The following is a 16,094-nucleotide window of genomic DNA, read 5'->3' as shown; positions in this document are numbered from 1 at the left end:
CCGGGCAGCCGCATCTGACTTTCGCAACCACCAGCACTACCCTGCCTTGTCGGCGGAAACCGTGCTTCGGGCCAAGTGCCAGGCAACCGCCCCCAGCGCGGCCACTGCAATGATCAGACCAACCCAGAGTACAGGCTTGCGCGTATTGTCCGGGGCAGTCACAGTCTGCTGCTTTACCACCGTGGTCAGCAAGGCCTCCACGCTGGCGTTGCCAATCTCGGGATGCTCGCCCATCAACAAGTCCGCCCTTCGCTGCGCCGCTGATGTCAGCGTCGCATTGCCAATCCCCAAGGTAAACGGTGGCGATCCCCGCGCCACGAAAGTCAGCATCGCCGGACGCCAGCCCAGCATCACTTTCGGCATCTCGCGCCCGATCCCGCCGTTGCGCATATCGACCTGCATCCTCCAGTAACGGCTGGGCATGGCGTTCAATCGCAGCGGCGATGATACTTCTTCGCCTTTCTTGCCTTGCAGCCGGAATACGGTGCCGGCGCCCACGTCTCGCCATGCGGCTCTGAGATCATCCCTGCTCTGGATGCTGACCTTCGCGATCGTATTACCCTGAGGCAAATCCACACGAAGACTTTCCACCGGATACGCGCCACCGCTATCAAACAGATATTCCCCGGCCGAGTCCCCGGCGCGCACTGGCGCTGACGCGTGCCAGAGCAAGGGCGCGGGCTGCGCATCCGCAACAGCTTCCAGGACGATGGCCTCCGCCTCAATGGCTGCTATCTCCGGCGCACCATCTGGCCAACTCAGTCTGAGATAGCGTCGCCGCACTCCATCCAGGGCGAGCCGCTCTTGGGCGAGCCGCTTGTCACCGGCGGACGCCTTCAGGAGGACGGCCTCGGCGACGGATTGCCACTGATTCAAATCATTGCTGGCCTCGACGAGGACCTGTCCCTGATAGCGTTCATTGCGCAGGCGCACCCACAAGGCAGCCACTTCGCCGTCATTCCCCAGATCCACCAGGACCGCATCGCCATTGCGCTTCTTTCCGGTCGGCGCGCCAACCTCGGCATGCAGGGTGCCGTTCGCATCGAGCGATACGCCCAAGCGCGCCCTGTCGGTGGCCTCCCCCGTCGTGGGCACGGCAAACCAGTTCAGTGGGGTGAGGACAGCGCGTCGAAGGGGCGCGGGGGCGGAAGGCGATTCCAGCGAGAAAGGCAACGACTCTCCTGCCCCGTTCAAGATGCGCAGATCACCCAGATCGCTGCGCTGGCTCGCCGCATAGACCTGCGGCGGCAGGGTCAGGCGGTAGTAGGCTGCGCTACCACTCAGAGTCAGGGCATACCGCTGGGCAAACGACGCCGGCGCTACGGTGCCGGCCTCGGCCATGAGCACGAGCAGAGTGGCACCGACCGCTACAAGTCTGCGCTTCATTGCTGGCCCCTCTCGGCCACTGCGCTCTTGGGCGGCAAGGGGGAGAAATAACCCACCAGCAACAGCAGGACCCCGACACCGAGGAAGGCAACGATGCGCTCCAGCCCTTGGGTGCGCGACAGGTCGAACACGAACAGCTTGAGCACCGTAGTGGCCAGCAGCCCCCCACCGACGAACCACAAGCCCCGCATGCTACGGCGGGTGGCGACCATCTGCGTGACGAGCGCACACAACGCCCAGAAGACCGTCAGCGCAGCCTGTGCCAGCATGGAGCGCGAAATCTCAGCAAGGGTATAGGGAAAGCCGGTCCAATAGTGCAGCGTCCTCAACAGCATCGCGTTGAGCCAGAGGAAAGCCGTGGCTCCCGCAGCCCAGGGCAGGTACGCGCGGCTTTGCTGGATCGGTTCGGTTTGTTCAAGCTCGCTACCCAGGCTGCGCAGACGCGATATCCAGAAGGCGATGAGGACATAGGTCGTCAGCACGGCTGCATCCAATGAATTAAGCAGAGGTAAGCCCATCCAGCCGCCGCCGGCCTGGGTGAGATTCGCGTAGATCGTCCACAGCCACATGACGACAAGCATGGGCAGAGAGGCCGTCAGGCATCGCTTTCGCATGCCTCCGGTGCGTCCCGCCCACAGGGCGGCAAAGGCAAATCCTCCCCAGCCGAGCATGAAGAACGGTTGCCAGTGGAACGACGTCAGTAAGGTCGCCAGCTCATAGGCTGCGCCAAACCAGTGATGCAGGGTGCGCAGCATCATGGCGCTGAACCACAGCAGGACCGTGGCGAACGCCAGATATTCGGCCAGCGGGGCCTGCGCCAACACGCCCAGTTGGCGCAGCCGACGTCCCCATGCGGCCAGTGCGATGAACGCCAGCAGTTGCGCCACATCCAGCGGATTCAATAGCGGCAGCCAGAACAGTGGCGCCGCATCGCCGTCGCTGGCCGTACTGGTCATACTCCAGGCATACAGCAGCAGCGCCAAAGGCGCAGCACCCCACAGCTGGTAGGCTCGCGCGCAGTGCGCCAATGGCCAGCGCAAGTACTTGCCGAGCGTGGACACGGCCAGCAGACAGAGGCCTATTGCGTACGCCCAGGCACTCCAGCGCCATGCTCCTTCCGGTACATACTCGCGCAAGCGCCAGTAGCCCTCGAACGCCAGCACGCCGCAGAAAATCCAGAAGCTCAGGACATGCAGGAAAACATAGGGCGGCGAGGCTGCCATCTGGTCGTCCAGACGATGGCCGGACGGCAAGCGCCAGAGGATGGCGTAGAGCGAAGCCAAGGCCAGCGGCCATACCACCATGCCCCAGCCCGCGGTGGGCGCGCCTGGCACCATAAACAGGCCCAGCGATAGCAAGGCCAGCGTCGGCGGCAGCACCTGCTCGACGCACATCGCAAGCGGCCACCCGAGATAGCGACGTGCCACATGGGCCAACCAGGTGCTCAGGACGGCGAACAATACCGAGGCGTTCAGCAGGAAGGACGCCTCATCGGCAAGCGCCATGCCAGCAGCATGAATCTGGATTTCCCGGATACCTGCCGTCACCCACCAGCACAGACCCCAGATGGCGGCGATGACACCTGTATCGGGTAACCAGGGCCGCCATTGGCGCGCATCACTGCGCACCTGCAACCACCAGCCGATAAATAGTCCGGCCACTGCGATCATGAACATCGCGACGCAATCGCCATTCAACACGGGCAAGGCCGGCGCGACACCAGGCCGGGCCAATGATGCCAGAAGGCCCACGGCCGCCGCGCCCTGCATCACCAGCCCGAACAACAGCGCCAGCCAACGGCGCTGGCGCACCGACAGCCATACGATCGCCGCCCCCTCCAAGGCCCAGGCAGCACTGGTTGTCTCCACGGAAAACGCGAACGGCACCGCCAGCGTGGCAAAAATCACACCCAGTGCCAACGTCGAATCGAACAGCAGGGCCAGGCGTTCACGCTGCCGTGACAGAGCCGCACTCACCAGCAGATAAAAGGCGGACAGGCCCACCGCACTCCAGGCAAGGCCGAAGGGCATGGACCTTACCAGCGCACCTTGCAGCAGCGTTACCGCGATGGGCGTTCCGAATACCAGGGAGCCATCCACATAATGCTTGACCACTAGCTCGCGTCGCACGGCGTACAAGAGCGCAATACCGACGTACATGAGGAAGAACAGCACAAGGAAGGCTTCGGTGCTGACAAACTGCTCTGTACGATACTCGGTCAGGCCCCATGCCGAACCAATCCCAAATGTGAAGAAAAAACCCAGCAGATTGAGCGGCCGCCAAGCCTTGAACCAGGCAATCGCGAAAATGCCCGCATTAAGCAAGGCGTAGTAACTGAACAGAGCGACATGGCTGCCACCACCGCTGCTGACCAGCACCGGTGCAAGAAAACCGCCTGCGCTGCCCATGAAGGCGAGCGTGGCGGCGTCCTGTCGGATCGCGAGAAAGGCACTCAATGCGCAGATCGCCACCATCAGGGGCAAGGCCATGCCGGCCGGGATCATCATGTACAGTTTGACGGCGCTGAACACGGTGAGATACAACACCCCTACTCCGCCGCCTTGCAATACAAGGCCATAAACGGCACGACTTTCGCGCAAGCGCCAGCCGACAATCAGCAAGACGGCAGCGCCGATCCCCGTGCCCGCCAGGCGCAACTCTATGGGCAGCAGGCTATTGCTGGCCGCGTACTTGAGCAGGAAGGCCACGCCGAAAAACAGCACGAGGATGCCGATACGCACCATCACATTTCCGCCCAGCAGCCAGTCACGTGCCGCATTGAAGGCACGCTCCAGCAGATCCTGCGCCGGCGGTATCGGCACGATGCCATGCGCTGCGTCTGCATTTTTTGCGACCTCACTCGGTGTCGACGGCTCTGCCTGCGCAGATGCAGAGGCCGGTGGCGGGGGCAGCTGGACGGCTTTGGGCGAGGCAGGAAGTGAAACAGCGGCGGCGTCGTTTTCTACGACCTGTAATCCTTCAGATTTGACCGGGAGGGCCGGCGCTACCGGAGCTACCGGAGCTAGCGGTGCTGGTGAAGCTGGTGAAGCTGGTGAAGCTGGTGAAGCTGGTGGAGCTGCCGGAACTACCAGAACTGTTGGAATTTCAGGCGTCGGGACCGAGGGGTGATCCAGCGATTGCGGTCGGCGCCTCGCCAGTTCATCGCTGAGCGTATCGACCCGACTTTCCAGGCATGTCACCCGTTCGGCAAGGGTTTTGACGGGTCCAGTCCCGGCACTGGAAGGAAGCTTTTGATCAACTTGAGGACTGCGTTCAAGCACGTAGCCCAACCAGTAACCCAGCCCCGCCATCAGCGCCCCTGAGGGGCCCAGCGACCAATTACTGAAAAAGGCCAGCACGACACCCAATACACCACCGCATATCCCGATTACCCACGTCATCGGCGTCTCCTCATCTCGATTCCTCTGGGAAGGTCTCAGGAACGCCGGGACATCCCCGGCCAACCGGCCCCTCCATTTTCAAAAAGGAAAAGATCCTAGTAGATGCGCTGTTCGTCCGGCAATGAAGGACGCGATCTTTGCACGCAATTATCGTCAAGGAGCAAGGGCCGATACTTCTCCAGACGTGCAAAGTTTGCATCGAGCGCGATCAGAGTGAACGGTCGACGTCCTGGCGTTTGTCGTGGATATGCGGCTGAAGTCCTCAGCGCAGGGTGCGCGCGGACATGCCGCCCATCACATCAGTGACAGGCGTATGCCGACGCAAAGGATTGGGAAATGCCGGGCGCGAACGCAATGACTACGTCCGGGTCCACGCCATCGGCGCATCCCGGTGACAAGAAAGGCTCTTGAGGTCAGCCGTTATTGACCACCAACTTAGGCTGGTCCTTGCCGAAACGTTGCACGATGGACTGGGCGATGCCGTCCGCATCCAGCCCGCATTGCGCCAGCAATTGGCCCGCATCGCCGTGGTCGATGAAGCGGTCCGGCAGGCCCAGGTGCAGGATGGGCTTGCTGATGCCGGCTGCGGCCAGCGCTTCGGAGACGGCGGCACCGGCGCCGCCCATGATGCAGCCCTCTTCCACCGTGACCAGGGCGTCATGACTCTCGGCCAGCTGCTTGACCAGTTCCAAGTCCAGCGGCTTGATGAAGCGCATGTTGGCGACCGTGGCATTAAGCTTGTCGCCGGCACCGAGGGCCGGGGCCAGCAGGCTGCCGAAGGCGAGGATGGCGATGTCCTTGCCCTGGCGACGGATCTCACCCTTGCCCAGCGGCAGGGTCTCCAGCGTCTTCTGAACCGCAGCCCCCACGCCCGCACCACGCGGATAGCGCACTGCCGCCGGGCCAGGATACTGGTAGGCGGTGGAGAGCATCTTGCGACATTCATCCTCATCGGAGGCGGCCATCACCACCATGTTGGGAATACAGCGCAGGAAGGCCAGGTCGTAGTTGCCCGCGTGGGTCGCGCCGTCGGCACCGACCAGGCCGGCACGGTCCAGCGCGAAGGTGACGTCCAGGTTCTGCAGGGCGACGTCGTGGATCAACTGGTCATAGGCACGCTGCAGGAAGGTCGAGTAGATCGCCACCACCGGCTTCATCCCTTCGCAAGCCATGCCGGCGGCAAAGGTGACGGCGTGCTGCTCGGCGATGCCGACGTCGTAGTAGCGTTCCGGGAATTTCTTTTCGAAGGCGACCATGCCCGAGCCTTCACGCATGGCCGGGGTGATGCCGACCAGCTTGTCGTCGGCCGCGCCCATGTCGCACAGCCATTCGCCGAACACCTGGGTATAGGTCAGCTTGCCGCCGGCACTGGGCTTGATGCCTTCGCTGGGGTTGAACTTGCCGGGGCCGTGGTAGAGCACCGGGTCGGCCTCGGCCAGCTTGTAGCCCTGGCCCTTCCTGGTGACCACGTGCAGGAATTGCGGCCCCTTCAGGTGCTTCAGGTTCTGCAGGGTGGGGATCAGCGAATCGAGGTCGTGACCATCGATGGGGCCGATGTAGTTGAAACCGAATTCCTCGAACATGGTGGCCGGGACCACCATGCCCTTGGCATGCTCTTCCAGGCGCTTGGCCAGTTCCAGCACCGGGCCGGGCAGCATGGACTTGCCCACGTCGCGCGCCTTGGCGTAGAACTTGCCGGACATCAGGCGAGCCAGATAGCGGTTCAGGGCGCCCACCGGCGGCGAGATCGACATGTCGTTGTCGTTGAGGATCACCAGCAGGTTGATGTCCTCATGCACGCCCGCATTGTTGAGCGCTTCGAAGGCCATGCCGGCGGTCATGGCGCCGTCGCCGATGACGGCGATGGCGTGCCGGTCCGAGCCCTGGGTCTTGGCCGCCAGGGCCATGCCCAGTGCGGCTGAAATGGAGGTCGAGGAATGCGCGGTGCCGAAGGTGTCGTATTCGCTTTCGATGCGGCGCGGGAAGCCGGAGATGCCTTCCTGCTGGCGCAGGCTGCCCATGCGGTCGCGGCGGCCGGTGAGGATCTTGTGCGGATAGGTCTGGTGCCCGACGTCCCAGACGATGCGGTCCTGCGGGGTGTTGAAGACGTAGTGCAGCGCGATGGTCAGCTCGACCGTGCCCAGATTGGACGACAGGTGGCCACCGGTCTTGGACACCGAATCCAGCAGGAAGCCGCGCAGCTCTTCAGCCAGGGGCTTGAGCTGGTGGCGGGACAAGCGGCGCAGGTCGGCCGGATCGTTGATGGTAGTGAGGAGCATCTGTTGTTACCGTGTTGGGGTCTGAAGGCCGCGTCTGGCAGATTGCCGCACGGTCCGTCTTCATGCCTTGGATTACGTCGCTTAGGTCTTTCTCTGTACGATCAGGTCCGCCAGCTCGCGCAGGCGGCGCGCCTTCTCGCCGAACGCGGCGAGGGCGCGATGGGCATCGCCGCGCAACCGTTCGGCCAGCGCCTGCGACTCGGCCAGGCCCAGGATGGACACATAGGTCGGCTTGTTGTCGGCGGCATCCTTGCCGGCGGTCTTGCCCAGCGTGGCCGAATCGGCAGTCGCGTCGAGGATGTCGTCGACCACCTGGAAGGCCAGGCCGATGGCGCGCGCATACTCATCCAGCGCCGCGCTTTCTTCGCGGTCAAGCGCCTTGCCGCCCAGTGCGCCCAGCAATACCGCAGCGCGCAGCAGGGCGCCGGTCTTGAGGCGATGCATCTGCTCCAGTTCGGCCAGCGACAGGGTCATCCCCACGCTGGCCAGATCGATCGCCTGTCCACCGCACATGCCCACCGAACCCGCGGCCTGCGCCAGCAACTGGAGCATGCGCAACTGGCGCAGCGGCAAGCTGCTGTCGCCATGGCCGGGTTCGGCCTCCAGCGGCGCCGACAGGGTCTCGAAGGCCTGTGCCTGCAGGGCATCGCCGACCAGCAGCGCAGTGGCTTCGTCGTACTGCACATGCACGGTGGGCTTACCACGGCGCAGGGCATCGTCATCCATGCAAGGCATGTCGTCATGCACCAGCGAATAGACGTGGATCATCTCCACCGCCGCCGCAGCCCGTTCCAGCAGTGCGCGCGGCGTGTCGAACACCTCGCCGGCGGCAAACACCAGCAGCGGCCGTACGCGCTTGCCACCGTCCATGGCGGTGTAGCGCATGGCTTCATGCAGACGCGCAGGCACCACCGAGGTTGGGGCCAGGAAGCGGTCCAGCACGCCTTCCATGCCCGACTGGATCTGACCCATCCAGTCAGCAAAGGTCAGCGATGGCAGCGCGCCGGTGGCAGCAATGTGTGCATTCATCAATCGTCCCCGGCACCGGCATCGCTGGCCTGGAAGGGCTTGAGCATGTCGCCTTCGAGCAGCCGGACCTGGCTGTCCACCTTCTCCAGTTGGGCCGCGCAGAACTTGACCAGTTCCGAGCCGCGCTTATAGGCGGCCACCGACGCTTCCAGCGGCAATTCGCCGGCTTCCATCCGCGCCACCAGCTGCTCCAGCTCTTCCATGGCTTGTTCGAAGGAGGCCGGCAGGGCGGCGGTCGCGGCGGTGCCGGCGGCGGCAGAGGTTCTAGGCATATCGACCCATTCAAAAAACTAACCCGGTATTTTAGAACAAACCGGTGATTGCCAAGTCAATCGAGGGCGTGGAATTGTCGAAGCATTTTTAGCCGAGCACGTAAGTTCAGCCAAAATGCTGGCATTTTGGCCACAAAACCCGGCCCCTTATGGGGGTTTTGTGGCATAATCCACGGTTCTGTCCAAAATTTCCTCTTCATATTATTTGAACATAGGTTTTTGCGGATTTTCTTCCTTAGGTTGGTGCAAATTAATTTGGGGGCGGAAATGTCCGATCTTGCTACTTTTGCCAAATTGGCGCGTTCAAACGCGCAACTTCCAGTCCACGTCTACTTCGACGAACCGCTCCATCAGCGGGAACTGAAACAACTCTTCCAGCAGGGACCCCGTTACGTCGGCCATGAGCTGATGGTGCCCAATGCCGGTGACTATTCCACGCTGCCCTGGGAAAACGAAGGCCGCATGCTGGTGCGCAATGCGCAAGGGATCGAACTGGTCTCCAATGTCTGCCGCCATCGCCAGGCTAAGATGCTCGATGGCCGTGGTCATGCCAACAACATCGTCTGCCCGCTGCATCGCTGGACCTATGATCTGAAGGGTGAACTGATCGGCGCGCCGCATTTCGGCGAGACGCCGTGCATGAACCTGTCCAAGACGCCGCTGCAGAGCTGGAATGGCCTGCTGTTCGAGGCCAACGGCGTGGACATCGCCGACAAGCTGAAAAACCTGGGCGTGACCCGCGACCTGGATTTCTCCGGCTACCTGTACGACCACACCGAAGTCCACGAGTGCGATTACAACTGGAAGACCTTCATCGAGGTCTATCTGGAGGACTACCACGTCGAACCCTTCCATCCCGGCCTGGGCAACTTCGTGAGCTGCTCGGACCTGAAGTGGGAATTCGGCCGTGACTACAGCGTCCAGACCGTGGGCGTGAACCACGGCCTGATCAAGTCCGGCTCGCCGACCTACGCCAAGTGGCAGGAAAAGCTGCTGCAATTCTCCAACGGCAAGCCGCCCAAGTTCGGCGCCATCTGGCTCACGCTCTATCCCAACATCATGGTGGAGTGGTATCCGCACGTGCTGGTGGTATCCACGCTCTGGCCGACCGGCTCGCAGAAGACCACCAATGTGGTGGAGTTCTACTATCCGGAAGAGATCGCGCTGTTCGAGCGCGAGCTGGTGGAAGCCGAACGGGCCGCCTACATGGAGACCTGCGTCGAGGATGACGAGATCGCCCAGCGCATGGACGCCGGTCGTCGTATACTCATGGACCGCGGCACCAGCGAAGTTGGTCCGTACCAGTCGCCCATGGAAGATGGCATGCAGCACTTCCATGAGTGGTATCGGCAGCAGCTGGACGTCCCGCAAGGTACCAGCACACCATAACACCGGCCACAGGCCGCGCAGGGGGAAAGCAGATGCAAGGGAAGCGGCAAGCACACGATGGACGCAGTCTGCGTCGTCATTGTCGCCTGCCCTCCCGCATCTACGGCGTCCCCCTCCCCCGCATGACTGCGGTCATCGGCACCACGGCAGCCCCGGTTCATTCCGGGGCTGCCGTTTTCATTGCGGCCTGCGTGGCCGGACCGGCCATTCCCTCTCGTCCTTCTTCCTCTCACTGATCCGCCATCGCCATGCAATCGCTCTGGATGCTCGTCGCTTCATTCCTCTTTGCCATCATGGGCGTGTGCGTCAAGCTCGCCAGCAACTACTACTCGACCTCCGAGATCGTGCTCTGTCGCGGACTGATCGGGGTAATCTTCATCTTTGGCCTGATCCGTGTGCGTGGTGGCACCTTGCGCACGCCCTTCCCGCGCGACCACCTGATCCGTGGCGGAGTCGGCGTCATCTCGCTGTGGATGTGGTTCTATTCCTTCAGTCTGTTGCCGATTGCCACAGCCACCACGCTGAACTACATGTCCTCGATCTGGATCGCGGTGATGCTGTTCGTGGCCGGCTGGTGGCAGGGCAACAAGAAGTTCGAGTGGGGTCTGGCCGGCACGGTGGCACTGAGCTTCATCGGCGTGGCGCTGCTGATGCGTCCCTCCCTCAATGCCGAACAGTTGCTGGGCGGTGCCATCTCGCTGGCCTCTGGGGTGCTTTCGGCGCTGGTCTACCTGCAGGTGCGCAAGCTCGGACTGCTGGGGGAACCGGAATACCGCGTGGTGTTCTACTTCTCTGCCACGGGCGTGCTGGCCGGTCTGGTCGGCAGTGTCATCGCCGGCCGGGTGCCGCTGTGGCACAGCCATTCCGCGACCGGCATACTGCTGGTGGTCATGATAGGCTTGACAGCCACGCTGGCGCAGATCGCCATGACGCGCGCCTACCGGCTCGGCAATACGCTGGTGACGGCCAACCTGCAGTACACCGGCATCGTGTTTTCCAGCCTGTTCGGTGTGCTGATCTGGGACGATGCGCCGGGCTGGATGGGCTGGGTCGGCATGGTCATCATCCTGGCCAGCGGCATGCTGGCGACCTATCGCAACCAGCGCAAGAGCCAGAGCGCCGCCAAGAACGTGCCCAAGGTGGACCCGATCGCGACCGAGGTGTGAGCATCAGCGCCGCATCCGCCGCCCACGATTAAAGGAGAGAGCCATGACCTACCAAACCCTCATCAGCGCCAGCGACCTCAAGGCGCGTGTGCAATACCTGAACCTAGTGCTCATCGATTGCCGCCATGACCTGACCAATCCGGATTTCGGGCGCCAGGCCTACGCCGCCGGTCATCTGCCGGAGGCCCGCTTCGTCCATCTGGATGAACTGCTGTCCGGTCCCAAGACCGATGCCGCCGGCCGCTTCCATGGGCGCCATCCGCTGCCGGATCGCCAGCAGTTCGTGCAAGCCATGCGCGCGCTGGGCATCAACAACGATACGCAAGTGGTGGCCTATGACGCCCAGGGCGGCATGTATGCCGCACGCCTGTGGTGGCTGCTGCGCTGGATCGGTCACAGCGACGTGGCGGTACTCGACGGTGGCATGGCGGCCTGGCAGGCGCTGGGGGAAAGCCTCAGTACCGAGGCTCCACCGCCGGCTGCGGCTGGCAATATTCAGGACCTGTCCTCGCTGGTGCCGACCGTGGATGCACAGGCGCTGCTGGAGAACCTGCGCAACCCCGCGCTGCAGGTGGTCGATGCGCGCGCGCCGGATCGCTTCCGGGGCGAAAACGAGACGCTGGACGCAGTCGGTGGCCACATCCCCGGCGCCAGGAATCGCTTCTTCAGGGATAACCTGCAAGCCGATGGCCGCTTCAAGAACGCAGCACAGTTGCGCGAAGAATGGCTGGCGGTGATCGGCGACCCGCAGGCGGCCGTCATGCAGTGCGGCTCCGGCGTGACCGCCTGTCACAATCTGCTGGCACTGGAAGTGGCAGGCCTGTCCGGGGCCAGCCTGTATCCGGGTTCGTGGAGTGAGTGGAGTTCCGATCCGCAGCGCCCGGTGGCGACCGGTCACTGATACTGCCGGTCGCTCAGGCCGGGTCCGGTGCCGCCAGTCCCGCCTGCCGCAGGCGGGACATGAAGGTCTCCACGAACTGCTGCACCATGACCGGCGCATCGCGCCGGCGCAGCAAGGCCACTTCCGAGTGGAAGTCGGCATCCTTGAGGGCCGGAAAGCTGACCCCGGCCGAGAGAGAAATACTGGCCATGCTCTGCGGTACGACGGCAATGCCGAAGCCGGCATTGACCAGGCTGAGCAGGGAATTCTTGCGCGAGGTAGCGCGCGCCACGCGCGGATAGAAGCCATGCGCAATGCAGCGCTCGGCCACCAGATAGCTCAGTCCGCCGCGATCCCGATGCGGGACTGTGACGAAGAACTCCTCCCGCAACTCCGCAATCTCCACCTCGGCCCGCTGCGCCAGACGATGCCCTGCCGGTACCGCCGCCACCAGCCGCTCGCGGTACAGCACGGTACTTTCCAGCTCGGGATTGGCGCGCAGGATGGGTAGCCGCGCCAGTCCGATATCGGCGCTGCCCTCGACGATCTCGCGGGCCTGGTGTTCGGACGGGGCCTGGGAGATTTCCAGCGAGATGCCGCTGAAATCCTTGAGCACATCATTGAGCGTCGGCCCTAGCGGTGCGTTCAACGGCACCGAACTGGAATGCAGCAGACGCAGCGCGCCATGCTCGCCCTTGCCGATGGTGCGGGCCTGGGCCACGGCGCGGTCCAGGTCCAACAGTATCCTGCGGCTACGCGCATAGAAGTCCTGGCCGGCCTGGGTCAGTTCGAAGGCCTTGGCTTCGCGCCTGAGCAAGACCACGTCGAGGTCGGCTTCCAGTTCCTTGATCTGCCGGCTCAGCGCCGACTGCGCGATGAACAGGCGCTCCGAGGCCCGGGTATAACCTCTGGCCTCGACGATTTCGACGAAGTAGCGCAACTGCCGGATGGAAATCATCTCCGCTCTCCTCCCTGCCCGGTCGACCATATCAAATTGAGATGGCGCGCCGGCTGATTTGATATTGGCGCTGAGTGCGCCGTCCACCTACATTGAAGCCATCTGCCAGCTTCCTGGCCCCGCCCGGATTTACGCGAAAGGATGGATCGTGCTCCAAGACCTGCTGTTGTTCATCGGCCTGCTCGGAATGGTCTGCAGCGTCGGCCTGCACTGGATGCTGCGCGGTCGCCGCAGCCGTCGCCAGGACCGCCAGACGACGGAGCAGCTCAATGACCGTGCGCGTGTCGGGTCAGGGCCAGCACGATCAACACGCCAGCGGCAATCAGGATCACCTGCGGAATGGTCTCGCGCAACGTCGCGCGGCGCTGCATCTGCGGCATCAGGTCGGAAACGGCGATGTAGATGAAGCCCGAGGAGGCGAACACCAATACGAAGGGGATCCATTCCATGCCACGTTCCAGCATGAAGTAGCCCAGCGTACCACCGGCAACCGCCATCAGACTGCAGATGAGGTTGTAGACATAGGCGCGGGTGCGCGAAAAACCGGCATTGAGCAGCACGATGAAGTCACCGATCTCCTGCGGGATTTCGTGGGCGATGATGGCCAGGCCGGTCACCAGCCCCAGGTGCGGGTCGGCCAGGAAGGCGGCGGCGATGAGAATACCGTCGGTGAAATTGTGCAGGCCATCACCCACCAGGATCATCCAGCCGGCCTTGCCGGCTTCCTTCCTGTCATGGCCGTGGTGGTGGCCGTGGCCGTCATCTTCGTGGTGGTGCGAATGGCGCAGGATGGCGGTTTTTTCCAGCAGGAAGAAGGCCAGCAGCCCGCCCAGCAGCACCGCGAACAGGGTGTGCGGCTCGGCCTGGGATTCGAAAGCCTCAGGCAGCGCGTGCAGCAGCGAGGTCGAGAGCATGATGCCCACCGACAGGCTGACCAGCCGCTCCACCATCTTCGACAGCAGGGCGAACGAGAACACCGCCGCAGCGGTGATGCTGACCACGCCGGCCAAGGTAGTGGCCAGCAGGATGGAAACGAGTGTGGAGTCGATGACGGGCCTCGGGGGAAGTGCAGGGGCGCCGGCAGGCCGCGCCCAAAGCCCGCTATTGTACGCCCGGTGCTACCACGCTGCCATCGGCGCGGCGCGAACCGGCCAGCAGCAGCGGGTTGATGATCAGCACGATCTGACCGTCGCCCAGCACGGTGGCGCCCACTACCCCGGCCAGCGTCGCCAGCTGCGGACCGACAGGTTTGACTACCACCTCGCGATTACCGCTCACATGGTCGACCAGGATCGCCATCAATTCATCGCCGCTCTTGATCAGCAGGGCGAAGGCCGAATCCGGGGCGGCCAGCCCGGGCGTATCCGAGGCATGCGGTTCACCCAGCAGGCTATGCAGGGGAAACAGGGCCAGGCGCCGGCCATCGAATTCCAGCGCACGCTGCGCCAGGGCCTGGCGCGCCTGCTCGCTGCGCAGTTGCAGCACGCTGTCGATCAGGGTCGAAGGAATCGCGTACTGCTGCCCGCCGTGCTGCAGCAGACAAACCTGCTGCACCGCCAGCGAGAGCGGCAGGTAGAGCGTCAACAACACCCCTTGCCCGGGTTGCGAATGCACCGTCATCCGCCCGCCCAGGGCGGCTACTTCGGCGCGCACCACATCCATGCCGATACCGCGCCCGGCCAGGGCCGATACCTGGGCCGACGTGCTGAAGCCGGGCTCGAAGATCAGCTCGGCCAGCCCCGTCTCGCTGGCCAGCAGGGCAGCCGGCAAGCCGCGCTGGCGGGCCTTGCTGCGAATGGCCACCAGATCCAGGCCGCGGCCGTCGTCTGCCACGCGGATGACCGCCTCGTTGCCCTCATGACCGGCCTGCACGCGCAACTGCCCGTCGGCCGGCTTGCCGGCAGCACGCCGGGTCGCGGCGTCTTCGATGCCATGCACGGCGGCATTGCGCAGCAGATGTTCCAGCGGGCCCATCAGGCGCTCCAGGATGGCGCGGTCGATCTGCAGACGGCAGTCGGACAGATCCAGCGCCAGCGGCTTGCCGGTCTCCGCGGCGACCTGGCGCACCAGATGCTGCAGGCGCGACTGCAGGCTGTTGAACCTGATCATGCGCGCATGCATCAGGTCTTGCTGCAGCTCGCGTGTGTAGCGTCCCTGCTGACGCAGGCCTTCGCAGGTACGCCCCACGCCCTCGTGCAGCCGCTTCTGCTGCCGGCTGGCCTGCGCGAGGATCGTCTCCATCTCGGTGGCGAGCGCCTGGACGCCGCAAGGCTCGGCACTGACGGCCTGTCGCTGCAGTTGCCGCAACTGCTCGGCCAGGCTGCGCAGCTGATCGCCGATCACGCGGACCTCGTCCCGCAAGGCAGCAGCCTCAGTGTCCAGCCGGGCGCGCATGATCGAGACCTCGCCTACCTGGTTGAGCAGCCGGTCCAGTACGGTGGTACGGATACGCAGCACCGGCGCGGACTGGGCGTCACGTCCCGGCAGGGCGGTGGCCGCGCTGCCTGCGGTGGGCAGGGGTTGCGAGACCGCCGCCTGTTCCAGCGCGCTGAAGTGCTCCATGGTCTGGTCATATAGCGCCAGCAGCGCGGCCGGCCCATCTCCCGACTGCGGCTGCACGGCCGACGACAGGCGCTGCAGTACGCTCTCCATCTCATGCAGGCAATGGCTCAGGCGCATCGCGCCGACCATGCGGGCACTGCCCTTGAGGGTATGCAGCGGCCGCGCCAGGTCGGCCAGCAGACCTGCCCCGGGGGCCGCGCAGGAGGGGCCGGCAGGCCAGGCCAGCAAGGTCTCGCCGATACCGGCCAGCAGCTCCTGCGCTTCCTCCAGGAACACCGGCAGCAAATCAGGATCGATCGCCTCCAGCGGTAGCGCCGCATCGCCGACAGCGGGTGCAGCGGGCTTGTCCTCCGGCGCCAGTGCGACTGACTGTGCCGGGGCTTCCAGCAGCCGGGCCAGTTCCTCCACGCCTTGCGCCACGAGGGCCGGAACAGAGGCCGAAACAGAGGCCGGCGCAGGCGGGCCGCTGTGGGCGGCCGGCTGCTCCAGCAGCGTGACGATACGGGCGGCGATCCCGGCCGCCCGCGGTGCACCGGCACTCTGCGCACAATCATGCAAGGCCAGCAGTGCACGCCGGTACAGCGGCGGTACGGGCACCGCTGTCATGCCGTCAAGGCCGGCGCGCCAGGCGCTGTCCTGCTGGCGCACGATGGCCAGCAACGGCAGCAGGGTCTGGCGCAGCGAGGCATCGAGCGCGTGGCCGGCGGTACCCTGCGGAGCGGTCGGAGTGGCGGCGGAGGCGAAAGCGGAATGCATGACGTGGCCGCGCAGC

General features: G+C 64.3%; 11 protein-coding genes. 3 read left to right on the top strand and 8 right to left on the bottom strand.

What is annotated here, in order from left to right:
- Positions 1-36: 36 nt before the first annotated feature.
- From VE092_RS06195 to VE092_RS06175, 5 genes are all read right to left on the bottom strand, one after another.
- Entirely contained in the window at positions 37-1,386 is a 1,350-nt protein-coding gene (locus tag VE092_RS06195) for a DUF3999 domain-containing protein (protein WP_324874893.1), read from the bottom strand.
- On the bottom strand, positions 1,383-4,787 hold the full coding sequence (locus tag VE092_RS06190; protein ID WP_324874891.1) for a DUF2339 domain-containing protein: 3,405 nt from the start codon (positions 4,785-4,787) through the stop codon (positions 1,383-1,385). Before VE092_RS06190 ends, VE092_RS06195 begins: the two co-directional genes overlap by 4 nt.
- A 413-nt stretch (positions 4,788-5,200) precedes the next feature.
- The gene (gene dxs / locus VE092_RS06185) at positions 5,201-7,066 is read right to left on the bottom strand and encodes a 1-deoxy-D-xylulose-5-phosphate synthase (RefSeq protein WP_324874888.1); all 1,866 of its coding nucleotides are present in this window, start codon (positions 7,064-7,066) and stop codon (positions 5,201-5,203) included.
- Between the two features lie 81 nt (positions 7,067-7,147).
- Positions 7,148-8,095 (bottom strand): farnesyl diphosphate synthase, encoded by a 948-nt coding sequence (locus VE092_RS06180; protein ID WP_324874886.1) that lies wholly within the window; start codon positions 8,093-8,095, stop codon positions 7,148-7,150.
- A complete protein-coding gene (locus VE092_RS06175) occupies positions 8,095-8,367 on the bottom strand; it encodes an exodeoxyribonuclease VII small subunit (protein WP_324874884.1) in 273 nt (90 codons plus the stop codon). The genes VE092_RS06180 and VE092_RS06175 overlap by 1 nt, the downstream gene beginning before the upstream one ends.
- A 267-nt stretch (positions 8,368-8,634) precedes the next feature.
- Here VE092_RS06175 and VE092_RS06170 point away from each other — a divergent pair, with 267 nt between their 5' ends.
- The 3 genes from VE092_RS06170 (at position 8,635) to VE092_RS06160 (ending at position 11,823) form a co-directional block, all read left to right on the top strand.
- On the top strand, positions 8,635-9,756 hold the full coding sequence (locus tag VE092_RS06170) for an aromatic ring-hydroxylating dioxygenase subunit alpha (protein ID WP_324874882.1): 1,122 nt from the start codon (positions 8,635-8,637) through the stop codon (positions 9,754-9,756).
- 248 nt (positions 9,757-10,004) lie between these two features.
- Entirely contained in the window at positions 10,005-10,922 is a 918-nt protein-coding gene (locus tag VE092_RS06165; RefSeq protein WP_324874880.1) for a DMT family transporter, read from the top strand.
- A 43-nt stretch (positions 10,923-10,965) separates the two neighbouring features.
- Positions 10,966-11,823, top strand: coding sequence for a sulfurtransferase (locus VE092_RS06160; protein ID WP_324874878.1), 858 nt, complete (start codon positions 10,966-10,968; stop codon positions 11,821-11,823).
- Between the two features lie 13 nt (positions 11,824-11,836).
- Here VE092_RS06160 and VE092_RS06155 read toward each other — a convergent pair whose 3' ends face one another.
- The 3 genes from VE092_RS06155 to VE092_RS06145 form a co-directional block, all read right to left on the bottom strand.
- Complete coding sequence (locus VE092_RS06155) at positions 11,837-12,760, bottom strand: LysR family transcriptional regulator (RefSeq protein ID WP_324874876.1); 924 nt, start codon at positions 12,758-12,760, stop codon at positions 11,837-11,839.
- A gap of 266 nt (positions 12,761-13,026) precedes the next feature.
- Entirely contained in the window at positions 13,027-13,785 is a 759-nt protein-coding gene (locus VE092_RS06150; RefSeq protein ID WP_324874940.1) for a ZIP family metal transporter, read from the bottom strand.
- 76 nt (positions 13,786-13,861) lie between these two features.
- On the bottom strand, positions 13,862-16,078 hold the full coding sequence (locus VE092_RS06145) for a chemotaxis protein CheA (RefSeq protein WP_324874874.1): 2,217 nt from the start codon (positions 16,076-16,078) through the stop codon (positions 13,862-13,864).
- Between the last annotated feature and the right edge of the window lie 16 nt (positions 16,079-16,094).

This window comes from Herbaspirillum sp. (assembly GCF_035644555.1).
Lineage (GTDB): Bacteria > Pseudomonadota > Gammaproteobacteria > Burkholderiales > Burkholderiaceae_D > Herbaspirillum.
Note: the sequence above shows the minus strand (reverse complement) of the source record. Positions and strands in the feature narration are given on the sequence as shown.